Genomic DNA, 17,899 nt, shown 5'->3' with positions numbered 1-17,899 from the left:
GCCGCTCCAGCGATTCAGTGATCGAGGTCGTCCTGAAGAACCGATTCGTAGTCCTGGCTGCCGTAGAACACACCGATGATGGACACCTGCTCGCCATCCACGCCAAATGCGATCACAGCGCGCTTCCTGTAATTGGTCATGCGAAGACCGGGCCGGACATCGTCACGCCGGGTGCCGCGATGCGGGAAGGTGGAGAGACCCTCGCAGTAGCTCACGATGGCTTCGGTGTACTGCATTGCAATGTCGGGCGAGGCCGCGTCTGCGATGTAGTGATGCAGAGCCACAAGCTGGTCTTCGGCCTCGGGTGAGAAGACGACGCGATATCTCATCGCGCCTTGTTGTGTTCGGCCGCAAGGCGGGCGCGCACCTTGTCGATGGTGACAGCCCGCGAGGGATCGGCTTTCAGCGCGTCGTAGGCGGGGCCCACTTGCTGGTGAAGCCAGCTTTCGACGGCTCGATCACGTGCAAGAAGAGCACGCAGTCCGTCGCGGATTACCTCGCTCTCAGTGGCGTACTCACCGGTTTTCACCTTGGACTTCACGACTTCGGCCATGTCGTTCGGCAGGGTGATGCTCAGTTGCTGGGTTGTTCGCATGGCGGGCCTCCGGATGCGGGAATGGGATTTAATCCTACTTGAATCGGTCATCCGGCGTCCAGTCCACGGCGCATGCAGGAAGGTGATCAAGGAAACCGTCAAGGTTCCCGTATGGCGTGAACACGCAAGCGCGCGCCACAATCCTTCCCGCCCATGCCCACCAAGCCCCAGCCCCGCAAGTCCGAACGACCGCCCGAAGCCTCCACGCTGAAGCCACTGGTCACCACCAAGATGGTCCCCCCGCGCAGCGCCGGCCGCATCGTCGCGCGCGAGTCGCTGCTCACCCGCCTGATGGAAGCTCGCCGCCGCCGCTGCCTCGTGCTGCAAGGCCCGGCTGGCGCCGGCAAGACCACCACGCTGGTCGCCTGGCGCCAGGCGCTGCTGCCGCTGGGCTTCGACGTCGCCTGGCTCACGCTGACCCCCGAGGACAACGAACTCACCCGCCTGCTCGACTACCTGCTGGCCAGCCTTGCGCAGGCCGCGCCCGGCGTCACGCAGGAGGCGGCAGACTTCGCCGGCCGCGGCGTCGACAGCGAGGCCGTCGAGCGCACGCTGATCGCGCTGGTGCGCTCCATCGCCGCGCACCCGCGCGACCTGGTGCTGGTGCTCGACGACCTGCACCACCTGACCGACCCGCGCATCCACGAGGCCTTGCAATGGATGCTCGACTACGCCCCCGCCAACCTGCACCTGATGCTGGCTTCGCGTAGCGCCGCGCCCGTGTCGCTGGAGCGCCTGCGCGCCGAAGGCCAGGTGCTGGAACTCGACGTGCGCGACCTGCGCTTTTCACCCGCGGAATCGGAGCGCTTCCTGCAATCGCAGCTCGGCAGCATCGAGCACCGCGACGCGATGCTGCTGCACGAACTCTCCGACGGCTGGGCCGCCGGCTTGCAACTGTTGGCCATCAACTGGAAGAAGCGCCGGCAGGAGCTGGCCGCAGGCGCGTCGTCAGCGGACGCCAAGGCTCCCGGCGACTTCGTGCGCACGCATGTGCAAGACCCGCAAGCCTTCGCCGCGTACTTTGAAAAGGAAGTGCTGTCGCGCCTCTCGCCGCTGGAACTGGACCTGCTCATCAGCGTGTCGGCATGCAGCCGATTTTGCGCGCCGCTGTGCGCCGTGCTGCTTGGCCGTTCCGAAGGCGATCCCGCCATGGCGCCCTTGCTCGCGCGGCTCGAAGCCGAGAACCTCTTCATCGTGCCCGTGGAAAGCGGCGCCGAGCGCGAGACCTGGTACCGCCTTCACCCGCTGCTGCGCGAAACCCTGCGCGAGCGCCTCGGCGCGCGCAGCGGGGCCGACCGGCAACAGGTGCACCGCATCGCCTGGCAATGGTTTCGCGACCACGGCCACATCGACGAAGCCGTGCGACAGGCCGTCGCGGCGGGCGAGGGCGCGGCCGCCGCGGCGCTGGTTGAAAAGTCCGCCAACGGCCTGGCCGTACGCGGCGAACTGCGCAAGCTCATCGGCGTGGTGCGCCAGTTGCCCCCCGCGCAGGTGCAGGCGCGCGTCGGCCTGCGGCTGTGGATGATCCGGGTGGAACTGTTCGCGCGCGAGTTCGCCGCCTTTGCCGACAACGTCGAGCGCCTTCGCAAGGACATCCCGCCCGACGACGCCGTCAGCCACTTCTCGCTCACGCTGGTGCAGGCCACGCTGGCCGTGCAACGGGACGACACCGACGCCGCCATGGCCCTGCTGCCGCGCCTGCTCGCAGCGCCCGAAGGCGCGGACGCCATGGCTATCGGCGGGCGCGACAACATCCTGTCGTGGCTCTGCATGCACCGCGGCGAATACGACCGCGCGCGGCGCATCCAGCAGGACAACCCCATCCGCCTGATCAACGGCGTGCCCTTGCGCGGCACGGCGTCGGGCACGCTGCAAGGCCGCGCCCTGGTCGGCCTGAGCTACGCCATGGAAGGCCGCATGACGCAGGCCGAGCGCATCTACCGCGACGTGCTGCGCGAAGCCAACGAAGGCGGCAGCGCGTGCGTCGATCCGGCCTACCTCGCCACCGCGCTGCTGGGCGAAGTGCTCTACGAACACGACGAAGCCGACGCCGCCTTGCAACTGCTGGAAGACCGCGTCGATGCGCTGGAGCGCGTGTCGATTCCCGACTCCGTGCTGCGCGTGCACCGCACGCTGGCCGCATCGCACTGGGTGGCGGGGCGCAGGATGGAAGCGATGGCGTGGCTGGAGCGGCTGGAGGACTACAGCGCTGGGCTGGGCCTGGACCGCCTGTTGGTGTACAGCCTGGTACTGCAGATGCAGTATCGCTTGCAGATGGGCGAGGTGGCGGAGGCTGAAATTGCACTGACGCGCGCCAACGAGATCGATGCGCGGCATGCGAATGCGGCGCAAAGCGCGCTGGGCGAGATCGCCGTCGTGACCGAGCGGGCGCGCATCAAGTGGGCGATGGCGCGCGGGGATCTGGATGACGCGGCAAGGCGCATCGAGCCGCTGATTGCGAACATCGAGCTGCGCGGGCGGCAGCGGTTGATTGCGCAGTTGAAGTTGATGCAGGCGACCATCGAGCGGCGCCGCGGGCGGATGGATGCGGCGAGGGAGTGCACGGTGGCTGCGCTGAGGCGCGGGCATCGGCTGGGGTTGGTGAGGAGCTTGCTGGATGCGGATCCGGGGGTGTTGGGGCTGGTGGCTGAAGTCGCCAAGGATGCGCGGTTGGATCCGGTGTTGGGGTTTTATGCTGAGAGGTTGGGGAGTGCGGGCAGGTCGGCGTCGGCGGGCGAGGGGACGGTCGGTAAAGGCGGAGCAGCGGATGCGTCAAGGCGACCCGTCGAACCATTGAGCGAGCGCGAGCGGGATGTGTTGGGCCTGCTCGCCCAGGCAATGCCCAACAAGAAGATTGCCCTGGCACTCGGGCTGTCGATCGATACCGTGAAGTGGCATCTGAAGAACATCTACGGGAAGCTCGGCGTTGCGGGGAGGGATGAGGCGGTGGCTTGGATGCGGGTCTCCGGGCTTGGGGGAGCCTGAAGTGCGACCGCTCGTTCTGACTGAATGCAGGCGGTGGGTTCGGACAGTCGTGCGGCTGAGTGGGGCCCATCTCAGACCGTCAGCATCGACCACTGTCCGGCGGGTCCGCAGCGTCAGCCGTCGACGATGACCGAACTGAGATCTCGGCACTCGGCCATGAGCGAGTATCCAGCCGGCCGCCGCGAACTGGCGCCTCAGACTGGTTGCAGACCTCTATGTCAAGAAAATGCATGCCCGCTTCTGCGCGAAGCGGATATTCGCCGCGGAGTCACTACGGCCAAACACCGAATCTCGCCCATGACTGAGGTGCAGTCGACCTTACAACGGTTAGGGCCGTCGTCTGATTGGTCCAGCACATCCCCCGGCATCGAGACCGCCAACTACCCCGACTTGGCGCGCGTGCGGCCACGAAAGTGTTTTAGATGAACTCAAGCAGCATGGACAATTCCGTCCGAGCGAGCGAACCGCGCTTCATCTGCACTGTGGGCTTCGTCACTCCCAAGCGTGCGCGCGGCGTACACCCGACATGTGCAGGGCTTCGCACCGGAAGGGAACTGTCGTCCTGTGGACTCGGCACTCAGGAGTTTGCTCGGAGGGAAACAGCGAGTCGCCGGGCGACCTCAGGGATACCAAGCTGAGCGGACACTCCCAACTTGTCGGCGAGGCTTGGGCTGTATTCGTAGACTTCCTTGGCGCCCACGTTGAGCCATACGGGCAAGAAGACGCTTTGCTTCTCAAGAATCTCGCGGGTGAAAACCGAATTGAATTCGACCTTCCCCCAGCCTGAGTTGCTCAGGAAGTTAGGGGAGAGGATCACGATGCACTTCTTGGTTTCTCGGAGACCACGTTCGATGGTTTCGCGCAGGCTGTCGCCGACCTTCAAGGTGAATTCGTCGTACCACACCATGCAACCGTTCTGAATCAGCTCGTGCGCGAGTTCTCGCACGAACGCATCTTTGTCTCTCGAATCATGCGAGATGAAGGCCATGGGCTTCTCCATCTCGGATCGCCGTCTCGCATACTCCAAGTCTCGTACGGACACATGAAAACCCATCGCCAGCGTCTGATTCACAATCGACTGCCTGTCCTCGGGAGTCATCTCTGCTTCCAAGTACAGGTGCACGCGCCTCGTGAACATCAGCGGCTCGGTCGTTTGACGCTCCGTGTAGCCGGTGAAACCGGCTTCTACACGCACCCCATCGCCGTCAGGGCCGAGTCGGCAAGCCGCAACTTCGGGTGATGCAAAGAGACCAGCAAGTGCGGCGCTAAGGTCATTCCTTCGCGAAACGTAGAAGTACCAGTACTTCGCGTTCGCCTCGAAGTCGTAGGCCACCTTGGCGATCACCTCGCCAGCGGGCGCGCCGTCCGCCGTCGTCATGCCCCATGGCGCATGCATGGTCATGGCGTGGGCTTGCGTATCAAACAGTTCGCGGATCGTCGCCATGTGCAGAAGCCCTGTAGAACGCGCACGTACCGCGCAAGGCGATGATCATAGGTGCGACGCGCAATGGGAGGCGAGGCCGGCGCTTGCTTCCTGCCGCCTGCGGCTGCCTGATTGGGGCTCGGACTTCCACTTGGCTGGTCAAGATGGCGGTCGTTCTATGCCGCAATTTCCAATCGCCCGAAAGCATTTAGCCGAACTACGACCTCATTGCCTTGTGTCTAGCAGTGGACGTCGAGATCGTCTTCACACTGGGACGGCCGCAAGCTGGCTCACAGCGTGCGCTGGCCCCGCGCCCGTGAACAGCCGCAACAGCTGTGAACCCGCCGGACAGTGGTCGATCCTGACGGACTGAGATGGGCCCGGCCCAGCCGCACAGACTGCTGAACCCAACGACTCCAACCAGTCTTCAGCGCCAGTTCGCGGCGGCTGCACGAATACCCGCTCATGGCCGATCTGAGCCGGTTGGCGGGCCGGAGTCTACGACCGCTCCCGCGGAGCATCCGTAGCAATGTCCCCGGCCCACCCAACGAGGTTGGTCGCGCAAAAGCGCTTGCGCTGCCTGATCGCGTTTGCTTGCTAAAAGAACGACAGCACATGTGAGAACGAAAAGTCCGGCAGCCATGCACCCCAGCCCCAATTGCCTTCATCAAGGCTCGACCCCGGCGTTTCTTGGGGCCGGTTAAGCACCCTCGTCTGTGGACTTGCGCGGCCGACTCCCGCGGAACATGATGCTTCGCGAGCCGTCGTTTCAAGGCTTCGCCAACGCAAGAGGTTTTCAATGCCCCCACATCAACCCTTCGACGCCACTCGCCGCGCCTTCGTGGCTGCGGCGAGCGCCTGGACCGCGCTCACGGCGCTGAAGCCAAGGCCCGCACGGGCACAGGCGCCCGCGCGTGGCATGTCGATCGGCATCATCGGCTCCGGGCGCATTGGCGGCACCATCGGCGGCCTCTGGGTCAAGTCCGGCCACCCGGTCCTCTTCTCCTCCCGCCACCCCGAGGAACTCAAGGACCTTGTCGCCGGCCTCGGCCCGCTCGCCAAGGCAGGCACTGTCGAGCAAGCCATCGCCTTCGGCGAAGCCCTCTTCATCGCCGTCCCCTACGGCGCACTGCCGCAGATCGGCAAGGACTACGGCAGCACGCTCAACCGCAAGGTCATGCTCGACGCCTGCAACGCCGTCGCCTCGCGTGATGGCTCCGTGGCCGACGAGGTGGAGCAGGAGGGCATCGGCGTCGTCTCGCAGAAGTACCTCTCGGGCGCGCGGCTGGTGCGGGCGTTCAACACCATGTCGTACACGATCTTCGCGCGCGAGGCCAACCGGCCCGACCCCAAGCTGGCGGTCCCGATCGCCGGGGACGACCCAGACGCCGTGAAAGTGGCGTCGCAACTGGTGCGTGACGCCGGCTTCGACCCGGTGGTGGTCGGCAAGCTGGCCGACGCCAAGCGCTTCCAGCGCGGCGGGCCGGGCTATGGCCAGTCGGTGAGTGCGGCGGAACTGAAGCAGAAGCTGTCGCTGGCGCCATGACGCCGGCGCCTCAGCGCGGGCTGCCGGGCACGTTGCAAGGCTGGTTGCGAAAGGCCGTCCCCGCGACGCCGCAGGAACTGGCGGCTGCGCTGTGGTCCTTCGGCTATTTCTTCGCGCTGCTGGCGGGCTACTACGTGCTGCGCCCGCTGCGCGACCAGATGGGTATCGCCGGCGGCACGCGAGCATTGCCTTGGCTGTTCACCGCGACCTTCCTGACGCTGCTGGCGGCGCAGCCGCTCTACGGCGCGCTGGTGGCAAGGCTGCCGCGTGCGCGCTTCATCCCGATCGTCTATCACTTCTTCGTGCTCAACCTGGCACTGTTCTGGCTGCTGCTGGCGCTGGACGTCGCGCCGGTGATCGTGGCGCGCGTGTTCTTCGTGTGGGTGAGCGTGTTCAACCTGTTCGCGGTGGCGGTGTTCTGGTCATTCATGGCGGATCTGTTCACAAGCGAGCAGGGCAAGCGGCTGTTCGGCTTCATCGGTGCGGGCGGCACGGCGGGCGCGCTGCTGGGGCCGGTGATCACCATCGCGCTGGCGGTGCCGCTGGGGCCGCACAACCTGCTGATCGCGGCCATCGTGTTCCTGGAGATCGCGGTGTTCTGCGCGGCACGGCTGGAGCGCAGCGCGGGTGTATCGCAAGGAGCGGGGCAGCAGCGGCGCGATGACGACGCGACGCAGCGCGTGGGCGGCAGTGCCTTCGCGGCCCTGACGGGGCTGGTGCGCTCGCCGTATCTGCTGGGCGTGGCGGCGTGGGTCAGCCTGCTGTCTTTCGGCGCGACGATCCTCTACCTGGTGCAGGCCAACATGGTGGCCGAGCACGTGCAGGGCGCCGGCGCGCAGACGCGGATCTTCGCGAGCATCGACCTGATCGTGGGGCTGCTGACGCTGGCCACGCAGGTCTTCGCGACGGGGCATTTCCTCAAGCGCTTCGGCACCGGCATTGCGGCGGCTGCGCTGCCCGCGGTGTACGTGGTCGGCTTCGTGCTGCTGTGGTGGAGCCCGGGGCTCATGGTGGTGCTGGTGTTCCAGGTGGTGCAGCGGTGGATGAACTTTGCCATTGCCAACCCGGCGCGGCAGGTGTTCTTCACGGTGGTCGGGCGCGAGGAGAAGTACAAGGCGAAGAACATGATCGACGTGGTGGTCTATCGCGGCTCCGACGCGCTCTATGGCTGGGTGTTCAGCAGCCTGCAGGCGATGGGGCTGAAGATCGGCGCGATCGCGTTGTGTGCGTTGCCGGTCGCGTTGCTGTGGACGGTGCTGTCGACGGCGCTGGGGCGCCATCAGGAACGACGCGCGGCCTTGCACGACAGCGGCGACGCGCAAGGCGATCCCGCTCGCTGACCCGCCACCCATTCGGGGTGGTCACCCTTTGCCGGGTCGTCTGTCTACTAGTCCTCGTCTCGCAACTATCACACGCCGCTCTGCCGCATGAGGCTGTAGCGCCCCCTTGTCCGGGGCGCTGCATTCGCACGGGCCATCACGACCGGAACCCACGCCATGCCGATCTATCGCTCCTTCCTTCCAGCCCTTTGGCTTGCTCTGTGCGCGGCAATCAGCGCTCCGACCGCCAACGCAGGCGACTTCCCCACGCAACCCGTCAAGCTGGTCGTCGTCTACCAAGCCGGCGGTGCCAACGACATCGTGGCGCGCGTGCTCGGCGATCGCATGGCGGTCACCCTCGGCCAGCCGGTCATCGTGGTGAACAAGCCTGGCGCGAACGGCGCGATGGGTGCGCAGTTCGTCGCGTCCAGCCTGGCCGACGGGCACACGGTCCTCATGGGCGGCATGCCGCTGGTGGTGGCGCGTGCGATGTACAAGACGCCGCCGGTCGACTTCGAGAAGAGCCTCGCGCCGGTGGGCAAGGCTGTCAACCTCAGCATGGTGCTGGTGGCGCGCCAGGAGTTCCCGGCACAGACCTTCGGCGAGACGATGGCGATCGAGCGCAAGAAGCCCGGCAGCGTGTCGATGGCGGTGACGGCATCGACCTACGAGTTCTACTACGCGCGCATCAACAAGCTCGCGAACGTCGACATCCTCAAGGTGCCTTACTCGGGCGTGCCCGCGGCAATGCAGGACCTGGGCGGTAACCGGGTCGACCTGTTGATCGACACCCTGGCCGCGCAGAAGCCCTTCATCGAAAGCGGCGCGACCAAGCCACTGGCGGTGTTCGGCGACAAGCGCCTGCCCGACCTGCCGAATGTGCCGACGCTCGCCGAGCTTGGCCTCAAGGGCTTCAACGATCAGCCGTACGTCGGCATGCTGGTGCCCAAGGGCACGCCGCAGAACGCGGTGCAACGGCTGAACGTTGCATTGAATGAAGCGCTGGGACGGCCCGAGGTCAAGGACCGCCTGCAGCAGCTGGGCCTCACCGCGGCGCCCGGCACGCCGGAAGCGCTCTTCAAGGAGATGAAGGCGGATTCCGACCGTTTCGTGGAAGTCGGCATCCAGGCCGGCATCGAGAAGCAGCAGTAGCCATCACGACGAGGCAAGCACGTGCAGCATCAATCATCCGAACTTCACCAGGGCTCGACCTTCGCCGAGCTGTACCGCTCCGCCTTCAAGGGCTTCGCCACGCGAGAGGCGCTGGTCGGTGGCGGTGTGCGCATGACCTATCGCGAACTCGAGCAGGCCTGCCATCGCATGGTGCGTTGCTTCGAGTCGATGGGGCTGAAGCGGCAGGACGGCATCGCGGTGCTCGCGACCAACCGGCCCGAGTCGTTGGCGACCATCATCGCGGCACACCTGATGGGCCTGAGCTACACGCCGCTGCATCCGATGGGCTCGGAAGAGGACCAGGCATTCATCCTGGTCGATGCGAACGTGAAGGCGCTGGTGGTCGATGTTCCCCGCCATGCCGATCGCGGGCTGGCGCTGGCGCAGCGTGGAATCGCCCTGCATGTGCTGACGCTGGGCCCCGCCAGCTACGGCATCGACCTGCTGGCCGCGTCCGCCGGGTTCGACGGCAGCGACATCGAATTGCAGGTGCGCCCCGACGACGTCCTCAAGATCGCCTACAGCGGTGGCACGACCGGCAAGTCGAAGGGCATCGTGCATCACCAGCGCACGGTGGTGACTTCAGCGTTGCAGCAGCTCGCGGGCTGGGAGTGGCCGCAGGAGGTTCGCTTCCTGGCGGCCACGCCGGTGTCGCATGCGGCGGGAGCGATGATCCTCACGACCTTCCTGCAGGGCGGCACGGTGCATCTGCTGGACCGCTTCACGCCGGGTGGCTTCTTGAAGATGGTGCAGGCCGAGCGCATCACCACGACCTTCCTGGTGCCCACGCAGATCTATGGACTGCTCGATTCGCCGGACCTGGGCGCGCACGACATCGCGAGCCTGGAGCTGGTGCTCTACGGCGCCGCGCCGATGGCGCCGGCGCGGCTGCGACAGGCCTTGGGGCGCATGGGCCCGGTGTTCGCGCAGGTCTACGGCCAGGCCGAGGCGCCCATGACCATCAGCTACCTGCGCCGGGACGAGCACGACCTGGACCGCCCGCATCTGCTGGGCAGCTGCGGGCGCAGCCTGCCGGGCAACCAGGTGCGCCTGCTCGACGCGGACCACAACGAGGTGCCTGTCGGCGAGATCGGCGAGCTGTGCGTGCGCGGTCCGTTGCTGATGTCGGGCTACCTCAACCGCCCCGATGAAACGGCCAAGGCTTTCGCCGGCAACTGGCTGCACACCGGCGACATGGCGCGCCGCGATGCCGATGGCTACCTGTACCTCGTCGACCGTGCCAAGGACATGATCATCTCGGGCGGCTTCAACGTGTATTCGAGCGAGGTGGAGAACTGCCTTGCACTGCACCCGGCCGTGGCGCTGTCGGCCGTCATCGGCGTGCCGCATGAGAAGTGGGGGGAGGCCGTGATGGCGGTGGTGGTGGTGAAGGAGGGCGCGTGCGTGGAAGCCGATGAACTGGTCGCGTTCGTCACCGCGCGCAAGGGCGTGGTGCAGGCGCCGAAGGTGGTGGAGTTCGTGGAGGCGCTGCCGTTGACCGCGTTGGACAAGGTGGACAAGAAGGCGCTGCGGGCGCGGTATTGGGAGGGGCGGGACCGGGCAGTGGCGTAGCAAAACCTGGCCAGCTGCCAGTCCTGGCTCCGTGTCAGGAGCACCCCTGTCCGTGGCCGTCACGAGATCCGCCAGATCCTTCATGAAAAGAGTCCTTGCGGCGGAGGGCTCAGAAGGGGGTGAGGTCCAGCGTTCCAGCCTCGAAGCGTTGGCGCAGTTGACTCACCGAAAGGCCGAGCGCCAGCTGGTAGTGCGGACGGTCCACGAAGGTGGTCCAGTTTCCTCCCCATTCGACGTTTCCTCCGCCCGCGGGCAAGCCCAACGCTGCGGCCTTGTCGTATCCCGGCCCGTCGTCCAGATAGCCTCCCGCCGTTGTGAAGATCCCGATGTCCCACGCCACGCCAAAGTTGTGATTGCTCTGTCCGCCGCGCGCATTGGTCACTCGAGGCCCCGGATTGCCGAAGCGGCCCTTGCGGAACAGCGCATCCTGCTCGGCATAGGTGCGTGTGCCGGAAATGATGCGTGCGATGACGCCGCCATCAAGCACCTTTGTGAGGAACTCGCGGGCACGTCGCTGTGCAGCAATGGAGAGCGTCAGGATGCAACCTTCGCTGCGCGCATCGAAGGTGCGCGTCTGCGAGCGGATCTGCTGGGCTGCAGCGTCGTAGTCCCTTGCAGCCTTTTCGGTGTTCGGCCCCCAGTCGCCATCGAGGTCGTCGTGGTAGAAGCCGTCGGCACGCAAGAGTCGCTGGAAGAACAGGACATCACCTGCGAAGAGAGGAGCACTCATGGAAACACCTTTCACCCGAGGCCGGCACCGTGGCGGCACTTCGGAAGTGCAGTCATTGTCCTGACATCACTTCGCCTCCTGCATCCTCAGTCCGGAGGAGCTTCAATCCGCCCTGATGTTCCCGTCCTTGATCACCTTTGCCCACAGCGCCGTCTCCTGCTCGACGAACTTGCCGAGCGCCGGCGGGTCCATGTAGACCGCGAAGGCGCCTTGCTCTTCCACCTTCTTCCTGAAGGCTTCGCTCTCGACGATGGTCTTGACCTGGGCGCTCAGGCGCGCGACAAGTTCTGGAGGCGTCTTCGCCGGTGCGAACAGGGCAAACCACGACTCGACTTCATACCCGGGCAGGCCGGCCTCGGCCGCGGTCGGCACCGTCGGCATCGAGGGATGCCGCCTGGCGCCGGCATAGGCCAGCGCCTTGAGCTTGCCGGCCTGCACCTGCCCGATGACGGAGGGCGGCGTGGTGATGAACATGTCGACCTGGCCGCTGATCAGGTCGGCGACGACCGGGCCGGAGCCCTTGTACGGGACATGCGTGGCCTGCACCTTGGCCTGCTTCGCGAACATCTCGCCGGCAATGTGCTGGATCGAGCCGTTGCCCGACGATGCGTAGAACAGTCCCTTGCCGTTCTTCTGCCCATAGCCGATGAAGTCCTTGAGGTTGGTGACCGGCAGGGTGCCGCTCACGGCGATGACGTGCGGCGCGCGCATGACCAGCGCGATGGGCGCGAAGTCGCTCGTCTTCCACCGGATCTGCGGGAACAGCGCCGGGTTGCCGACGTGGTAGCCGGAGTACTGCATCAGCAGCGTGTAGCCGTCCGGCGCGGCGCGCGCGACCGCCTCGGTGCCGATATTGCCGCTGGCGCCGGGCTTGTTGTCGACGATGACAGGTTGGCCCAGCGCCTTGGCCAACTGATCGCCCACCATGCGGGCCATGATGTCGGTCGAGCCGGCCGCGGCGGTGGGCACGACGATGGTGATGGGTTTGGAGGGATAGCTGTCGGCCTGCGCGGCAAAGGCGCAGAGCGAAGTGGCGATGGCGGCAAGGGAGCCGAGGCAGGCTTGTTTCATGGTTTGTCTCCGAAGGGTGTTGTTGGATTCAGGAAGGCTGGGCTTGTTGGGTGCGCTTCACGGCGCCAGCTCGGAAATCTCGATGAGGTTCAGGTCCGGGTCGCGCAGGTACACGGAGCGGATGCGCGAGGTGGCGCCGGTGCGCATCACGGGGCCTTCGATGATGGCGAGGCCCTCGCGTTGCAGCGTGGCGATCACATCGGCCAGCGGCACGCTGGCGATGAAGCACAGGTCCAGCGCACCCGGCACCGGCAGGTGCGCCTTGGGCTCGAACTCCCGGCCCTTCACATGCAGGTTGATCTTCTGGTTGCCGAAGCGGAAGGCCTTGCGTCCCTCGCCAAAAGATTCAAGCGTCATGCCCAGCCCTTCGATGTAGAAGGCGAGGCAGGCCCGCTCGTCGGTGGTGGTGAGCACCAGGTGGTCGAGATGGTCGATCACGACAGCGTCTCCGTCGTGTCGCGCTTCGCATCCCTCGCGGCGGCGCGGGCGACGATCTCGGGGAAGTCGGCGGGCGGCTGGTGCCGGGTGAGGCGGTGGCCGGCCCGGGGCAACTGGCTCGGCAGGTCGTGCTGCACGAGCCGGCCAACCTGGGCCGCGGCGGCGAGGAGGCCATCGAGGTCCATGCCAGTGTCGTAGCCCATGCATTGCAGCATGTGCACCACGTCCTCGGTCGCGACGTTGCCCGTGGCGCCCGGCGCGTAGGGGCATCCGCCGATGCCGCCCAGCGACATGTCGATGCGCCGGATGCCGGCCTCCACCGCGGCCACGGTGTTGACCAGGCCCATCGCGCGGGTGTTGTGGAAGTGCGCCGTGAATTCCAGCCCGGGGTGTCGCGCCATCGCTGCGCCGCACAGCGTTTGCACCTGCGTGGGATAGGCCATGCCAGTGGTGTCGCACAGGGTGATGCCCTTGACGCCCAGCGCGGCGAAGCGGTCGATCCAGCCCATCACCGTCTCTTGCGGCACCTCGCCCTCCGTCGGGCAGCCGAACACGCAGGACAGCGACACGTTGACCGGCACATTCGCGCCACGCGCCAATCCGATGACTTCGGCCAGTTGGGCGAAGGACTGCTCGCGCGTCATCCGCAGGTTGCTGAGGTTGTGCGTCTCGCTGGTCGACATGACCACGTTGAACTCGTCGATGTGGACATCGAGCGCACGTTCCGCACCGCGCAGGTTGGGCACCAGCGCGGTGTAGACCACGCCGGGCTGGCGGGCGATGCGCGCCATGACTTCCTCACCGTCGCGCAGCGCCGGAATGGCCTTGGGCGAGGTGAAGGAGGTCACTTCGATTTTGGCGTAGCCCAGCGTGCCGAGCTGGTCGATGAGGGCGATCTTGTCGTCGGTGGGGATGAAGTGGCCCTCCATCTGGAAGCCGTCGCGCGTGGCGACTTCGTTGATGTAGAGGCGCTGGTTGTTGCCGGGGTTCATGGTGCTTGTTCCTTGCGTTTCAGGCCGTGCAGGCCGTGCGCGTGGGCCAGCCGCCGCGCTGCAGGTCTGCGGTGTGCTGCCCCAGGCGAGGCGCCGCATGCGCGATGGCACCCGGCGTGGCGCTGAGCTTCGGCACGACGCCCGGCACCCTGAGCGTGCGGCCATCGGAGGTCGGCGACTCGACGATCATTTCGCGGGCCAGGTACTGCGGGTCGGTCGCGATGTCGGCGACTGAGTAGACGCGGCCGACCGGCACGCCCGCGCGGTCGAGCACGGCCAGCACCTCGTCGCGGTTGCGCGTCTTCGTCCATGCCTCGATGGCGGCATCGATCTCCTCGACGCGGCGCACGCGGCCGTCGTTGTGGGTCAGGTCGGGATCGGTCTCCAGGTCTTCCCGGTCGATGGCGCGCATCAGGCGGCGGAAGATGCTGTCGCCATTGCCGGCCACCAGCACGTACTGGCCGTCGTTGCAGCGGTAGGCGTTGGTCGGCGCGATGCCGGGCAATGCGCTGCCGGCGCGTTCACGCACTGCGCCGAAGGCGTCGTGCTCGGGCACCAGGCTTTCCATGATGTTGAACACCGATTCGTAGAGCGCCACGTCGATGAACTGGCCCTCGCCGCCGTGGGCCGTGCGGTGGTGCAGGGCGGTCAGCACACCGATCACGCCATGCAGCGCCGCCAGCGTGTCGCCGATGGACACGCCCACCCGCACCGGCACGCGGCCCGACTCGCCGGTGAGGTGCCGCAGGCCGCCCATCGCTTCGCCGAGCACGCCGAAGCCGGGCTTGTCGCGGTACGGGCCGGTCTGGCCGTAGCCGGAGATGCGCAGCATGATCAGTCGTGGGTTGAGCGCATGAAGCTGCTCCCAGCCCAGGCCCCAGCCTTCCAGCGTGCCGGGCTTGAAGTTCTCGATGAGCACGTCGGCTTCCAGCGCCAGTGCGCGCACGGCGTCCTGGCCTTCGGCGCTTCGCAAGTCGAGGCATACCGAGCGCTTGTTGCGCGACTGCACCTCCCACCACACGGAGGTGCCGTCGCGCAGCAGCCGCCACTTGCGCAGCGGATCGCCGACGCCGTGGGGCTCGACCTTGATCACGTCGGCGCCGAACTCGGCCAGCGTCTTGCCGGCGAACGGGCCGGCGATGAGTTGGCCCAGTTCCAGGACCTTGAGGCCTTCCAGTGCTTTCATGTCTCTTTGCTTTCGTGTGCTGCGGAGACGTGAATCTAGGGGTCAAGGCCGCGCAGGAGGAATTGCCATGTCGGCATGTATCCTTCGCGTTTTGAGAAGCCCCAAGGAGGCCGTTCGATGGCGAAGAGCCCGATGAACCCGGCGCGGGTCGACTTCGTGACGCTGCGGCTGTTCTGCGCCGTGGTCCAGACCGGCAGCATCACCAAGGGCGCGGCACAGTGCCACCTGGCGTTGTCGGCCGCGAGCCGGCGCTTGAGCGACTTCGAGGCGGCCACGGGCATGCAGCTACTGGAGCGCAGCGTGCAGGGCGTGAGCGTGACGGCAGCGGGCCATGCGGCCGCGCAGCATGCCTTGCGGCTGTTCCAGGGCTTCGAACTGTTCAGCAGCGAGCTGGCGGACTACTCCGAAGGCTATCGCGGCCATGTGCGGCTGTGGGCGAACATGTCCGCGCTGACCGAATTCCTGCCGAAGGCGCTGGCGGACTTCATGGCGCAGCAGCCGGGGATTCGCGTGGACATCGAAGAGCAGTTGAGCGCGGACATCGTGCGCGCGCTGCTCGACGGCCTGGCCGACGTCGGTGTGTTCGCCGAAGGCACGCCGGCCGAGGGCCTCACGCTCGCGCCGTTTCGCAACGACGAGCTGGTCCTGTTGTGTCCCCGCACGCATCCACTGGCCAAGCTCAGGAAGGTGGCCTTCGCCGATTGCCTCGACCACGATTTCGTCGGCCTGAACCGGGGGAGTTCTCTGCTGGAACTGACATCCCGCGCCGCCGCGGACGCGGGGCGCACGCTGCGCATGCGGGTGCAGGTGCGCAGCTTCGACGCGATGTGCCAGATGATCGCGGCCCGACTCGGGGTCGGCGTGCTTCCCTTGGCCGCGTGCAAGGAAACGCAGGGGCCGCAGGGACTCAAGGCTGTGCGCCTGACCGATGCCTGGGCGCAGCGGCAGTTGATGCTGGGCTACAGCGCGAGCAGGCCGCTGTCGGCTGCGGCGCGGGTCATGGTCGATCAGCTCTTGCCGCCGCCTGGTCGTGACCGGGCGACGTGAACGGCGCAGTGAATTCGATCAGTGACCCGTTGCCGCCCGCAACCAGTTTTCAATCACGAGGCCAGGCACCCGTGCAAAGTGCTTCGTGTTGTCGGTGACGACCACCGCACCGGTCGCCAATGCATGCGCCGCAATCATCTCGTCGACGTCACCGATGGGTTTTCCGCGCGCCTTGAGATCGGCTCGCAGCACGCCGTGCCTTGTTGCGGCTTCGGCGTCCCATGGAAGGATGGGGACGATGCGCAAGAACTCGCTCACGATCTGATGGAGGCGCACTGCCTCGGGGCGTCGTGCCAGGCCGTAGCGGAGTTCGGAGCAGGTGATCGCCGAGACGCACCATTGACCGGGCGCAAGTGCCTGCAATCGTGCGTCGATCGCGGCATGGCCTCGCATGGCTTCGCTCGCTGCGTTGGTGTCGAGCATGTAGAGCGTCATTCCTTCCAGTCCTTGAAAGGATCGCGTTGCTCCTGCCCTTGTTCGCGGTCGGCGAGGAAGTCCTTGGGTATGGGGCCGAGTTGCTGGCGCAATTGCATGAATGCACGCCAGTCCACCGGAGAGCGTGTGGACAGGATGACGTCGCCAGTGCTTTCGTCCCTTCGGATGTAAACCTCGGTGCTGCCCTCGAAGCGAAATTCAGCCGGCAACCGGACGGCTTGGCTACCCCCCGTTGCAAAGAGCTTGGCAATTGACCGATGCATGACCGCCTCCGTGATGTATCTATTAATGTAGATACAAAAACAGGACATGTCAAATGCCGCCCGGTCATGCAACGCCCCTGCCGAGCTGCAAGCAAGATCTCGCGCGCAAGTCGATATGGCCCAGCCGGCCCGACTTGCTCAGAAGATCAGCGTCGCCGTTGCCATCACCGTCTTGCGGCTGTCGATGCGGTTCTTGCTGCTGACGGTCGGAACCCAGCGCAGGCTCATCGACAGCGGCGCCTTGCCGCCGAGCTTGGTGTCGTAGCTCACCACCGGGCCGAGCGCCCAGTCGTGGCCCTTGAAGCCGTTGAGCCGGTCGGCGGTGGGGCCGCTGTCGCCGCCGATCTGCTGCACGGTGCCGACGATCAGGCCGGCGCCGACTCCGTTGCTGAACTTCTTCACGCCCATCACGTCCATCGCGAACAGCGGCGCGTTCTTGTAGTCGGTGTCCTTGTTGCGCGTGTAGAACTGCAGGTTGGCGACCGCGTCGAGTTGCCAGCCGCTCTCCGGAAAGATCCGCGTGTAGGCGATCTGCGGTACGAAGGTCCAGTTGTTGAGGCTGGGGTTGGCCAGGTTCGCGGGGTCGTACTTGCCGGTGGGCGCCCAGAAGTTGAAGCTGAGCGCCATGTGCTCGGTCTGCGAGAAGTGGTAGCCCGCGATGATCGGCGAGAAGTAGAGGTCGAAGGCGTTGGACGCCACGTCCTGTGCGTTGCCCTGGCGCGCGCCGGTCGTCAGGTTGGCATTGATCTTTTCGTAGACGTACGGCACGGTGATGCTCGAGGCGAAGTTCCATTGGCCGGGCCCGGTGTCCCACACCTTCATGACCGTCGCCAGGGTGAACGAGATCTTGGCGTCGATGCCGATCGAGGTCTGGCCGACCAGCGGCACCAGCCTGCTGCCGCCGATGGAACCGTCCAGGTAGATCTCGCTGAAGTTGACGGCCCACACCGGTTCAGGCGGGACGATGCCGCCGCTGGCCTGCACGGTCGTGCCGCTGACCGGGCGACCCAGGCCGCCCTCGGTGGCGTTGGCGGCCATGCCGCAGAGGCCCATCGCGAGGCCCGACGCAAGGCGCAAGCTCAGTCGCATACCCCGGATATTCATGTGGCTCTCCTGACAGGACA

The 17,899-nt window shown here is 66.3% G+C and carries 17 protein-coding genes; 6 read left to right on the top strand and 11 right to left on the bottom strand.

The window, feature by feature from the left end; genetic code table 11:
• Nucleotides 1-14: 14 nt before the first annotated feature.
• Both HCU76_RS06535 and HCU76_RS06530 read right to left on the bottom strand, forming a co-directional pair.
• Nucleotides 15-329 carry a type II toxin-antitoxin system RelE/ParE family toxin gene (locus tag HCU76_RS06535; protein WP_213957763.1) on the bottom strand — a complete coding sequence of 105 codons (315 nt, stop codon included), beginning with the start codon at nucleotides 327-329 and terminating at the stop codon, nucleotides 15-17.
• A complete protein-coding gene (locus HCU76_RS06530; protein ID WP_213957764.1) occupies nucleotides 326-595 on the bottom strand; it encodes a type II toxin-antitoxin system ParD family antitoxin in 270 nt (89 codons plus the stop codon). The genes HCU76_RS06535 and HCU76_RS06530 overlap by 4 nt, the downstream gene beginning before the upstream one ends.
• A 153-nt stretch (nucleotides 596-748) precedes the next feature.
• On the opposite strand from HCU76_RS06530, the gene HCU76_RS06525 reads away from it, so the two are divergent.
• Nucleotides 749-3,580: a LuxR C-terminal-related transcriptional regulator gene (locus tag HCU76_RS06525; protein WP_213957765.1), complete on the top strand. Its 2,832-nt coding sequence runs from the start codon at nucleotides 749-751 to the stop codon at nucleotides 3,578-3,580.
• A gap of 577 nt (nucleotides 3,581-4,157) precedes the next feature.
• Here the strand turns inward: HCU76_RS06525 and HCU76_RS06520 are convergent.
• Nucleotides 4,158-5,024: a toll/interleukin-1 receptor domain-containing protein gene (locus HCU76_RS06520; protein ID WP_213957766.1), complete on the bottom strand. Its 867-nt coding sequence runs from the start codon at nucleotides 5,022-5,024 to the stop codon at nucleotides 4,158-4,160.
• A 778-nt stretch (nucleotides 5,025-5,802) separates the two neighbouring features.
• On the opposite strand from HCU76_RS06520, the gene HCU76_RS06515 reads away from it, so the two are divergent.
• The 4 genes from HCU76_RS06515 (at nucleotide 5,803) to HCU76_RS06500 (ending at nucleotide 10,613) form a co-directional block, all read left to right on the top strand.
• Complete coding sequence (locus HCU76_RS06515) at nucleotides 5,803-6,549, top strand: NADPH-dependent F420 reductase (RefSeq protein ID WP_218508818.1); 747 nt, start codon at nucleotides 5,803-5,805, stop codon at nucleotides 6,547-6,549.
• Nucleotides 6,546-7,889, top strand: coding sequence for an NTP/NDP exchange transporter (locus HCU76_RS06510; RefSeq protein WP_218508817.1), 1,344 nt, complete (start codon nucleotides 6,546-6,548; stop codon nucleotides 7,887-7,889). The genes HCU76_RS06515 and HCU76_RS06510 overlap by 4 nt, the downstream gene beginning before the upstream one ends.
• 156 nt (nucleotides 7,890-8,045) lie before the next feature.
• A complete protein-coding gene (locus HCU76_RS06505) occupies nucleotides 8,046-9,020 on the top strand; it encodes a tripartite tricarboxylate transporter substrate binding protein (RefSeq protein ID WP_218508816.1) in 975 nt (324 codons plus the stop codon).
• A gap of 21 nt (nucleotides 9,021-9,041) precedes the next feature.
• Nucleotides 9,042-10,613, top strand: coding sequence for an AMP-binding protein (locus HCU76_RS06500; RefSeq protein WP_218508815.1), 1,572 nt, complete (start codon nucleotides 9,042-9,044; stop codon nucleotides 10,611-10,613).
• A gap of 109 nt (nucleotides 10,614-10,722) precedes the next feature.
• On the opposite strand, the gene HCU76_RS06495 is transcribed toward HCU76_RS06500, so the two are convergent.
• The 5 genes from HCU76_RS06495 to HCU76_RS06475 form a co-directional block, all read right to left on the bottom strand.
• Entirely contained in the window at nucleotides 10,723-11,343 is a 621-nt protein-coding gene (locus tag HCU76_RS06495) for a M15 family metallopeptidase (protein ID WP_218508814.1), read from the bottom strand.
• A 102-nt stretch (nucleotides 11,344-11,445) separates the two neighbouring features.
• A complete protein-coding gene (locus HCU76_RS06490; RefSeq protein WP_218508813.1) occupies nucleotides 11,446-12,414 on the bottom strand; it encodes a tripartite tricarboxylate transporter substrate binding protein in 969 nt (322 codons plus the stop codon).
• A gap of 57 nt (nucleotides 12,415-12,471) precedes the next feature.
• Nucleotides 12,472-12,852: a VOC family protein gene (locus HCU76_RS06485; RefSeq protein WP_218508812.1), complete on the bottom strand. Its 381-nt coding sequence runs from the start codon at nucleotides 12,850-12,852 to the stop codon at nucleotides 12,472-12,474.
• Entirely contained in the window at nucleotides 12,849-13,844 is a 996-nt protein-coding gene (locus tag HCU76_RS06480) for a hydroxymethylglutaryl-CoA lyase (protein ID WP_218508811.1), read from the bottom strand. Before HCU76_RS06480 ends, HCU76_RS06485 begins: the two co-directional genes overlap by 4 nt.
• A gap of 19 nt (nucleotides 13,845-13,863) precedes the next feature.
• A complete protein-coding gene (locus HCU76_RS06475) occupies nucleotides 13,864-15,030 on the bottom strand; it encodes a CaiB/BaiF CoA-transferase family protein (protein WP_218508810.1) in 1,167 nt (388 codons plus the stop codon).
• A 117-nt stretch (nucleotides 15,031-15,147) separates the two neighbouring features.
• Between HCU76_RS06475 and HCU76_RS06470 the strand changes: the two genes are divergently transcribed.
• A complete protein-coding gene (locus tag HCU76_RS06470; RefSeq protein WP_218508809.1) occupies nucleotides 15,148-16,077 on the top strand; it encodes a LysR family transcriptional regulator in 930 nt (309 codons plus the stop codon).
• Between the two features lie 18 nt (nucleotides 16,078-16,095).
• Here HCU76_RS06470 and HCU76_RS06465 read toward each other — a convergent pair whose 3' ends face one another.
• From HCU76_RS06465 to HCU76_RS06455, 3 genes are all read right to left on the bottom strand, one after another.
• Nucleotides 16,096-16,500, bottom strand: a complete 405-nt coding sequence (locus HCU76_RS06465) for a type II toxin-antitoxin system VapC family toxin (RefSeq protein ID WP_256354065.1) — start codon at nucleotides 16,498-16,500, stop codon at nucleotides 16,096-16,098.
• Between the two features lie 8 nt (nucleotides 16,501-16,508).
• Nucleotides 16,509-16,775, bottom strand: coding sequence for an antitoxin (locus HCU76_RS06460; RefSeq protein ID WP_218508807.1), 267 nt, complete (start codon nucleotides 16,773-16,775; stop codon nucleotides 16,509-16,511).
• Nucleotides 16,776-16,913: 138 nt separating this feature from the next.
• Nucleotides 16,914-17,879 carry a transporter gene (locus HCU76_RS06455; protein WP_371319772.1) on the bottom strand — a complete coding sequence of 322 codons (966 nt, stop codon included), beginning with the start codon at nucleotides 17,877-17,879 and terminating at the stop codon, nucleotides 16,914-16,916.
• Nucleotides 17,880-17,899: the final 20 nt, after the last annotated feature.

This window comes from Variovorax sp. dw_308 (genome assembly GCF_019207085.1).
In the GTDB taxonomy this organism is placed as follows: domain Bacteria; phylum Pseudomonadota; class Gammaproteobacteria; order Burkholderiales; family Burkholderiaceae_C; genus Variovorax.
The sequence above is the reverse complement of the archived record's forward strand: the minus strand, read 5'-3'. Positions and strand labels throughout refer to the sequence as shown.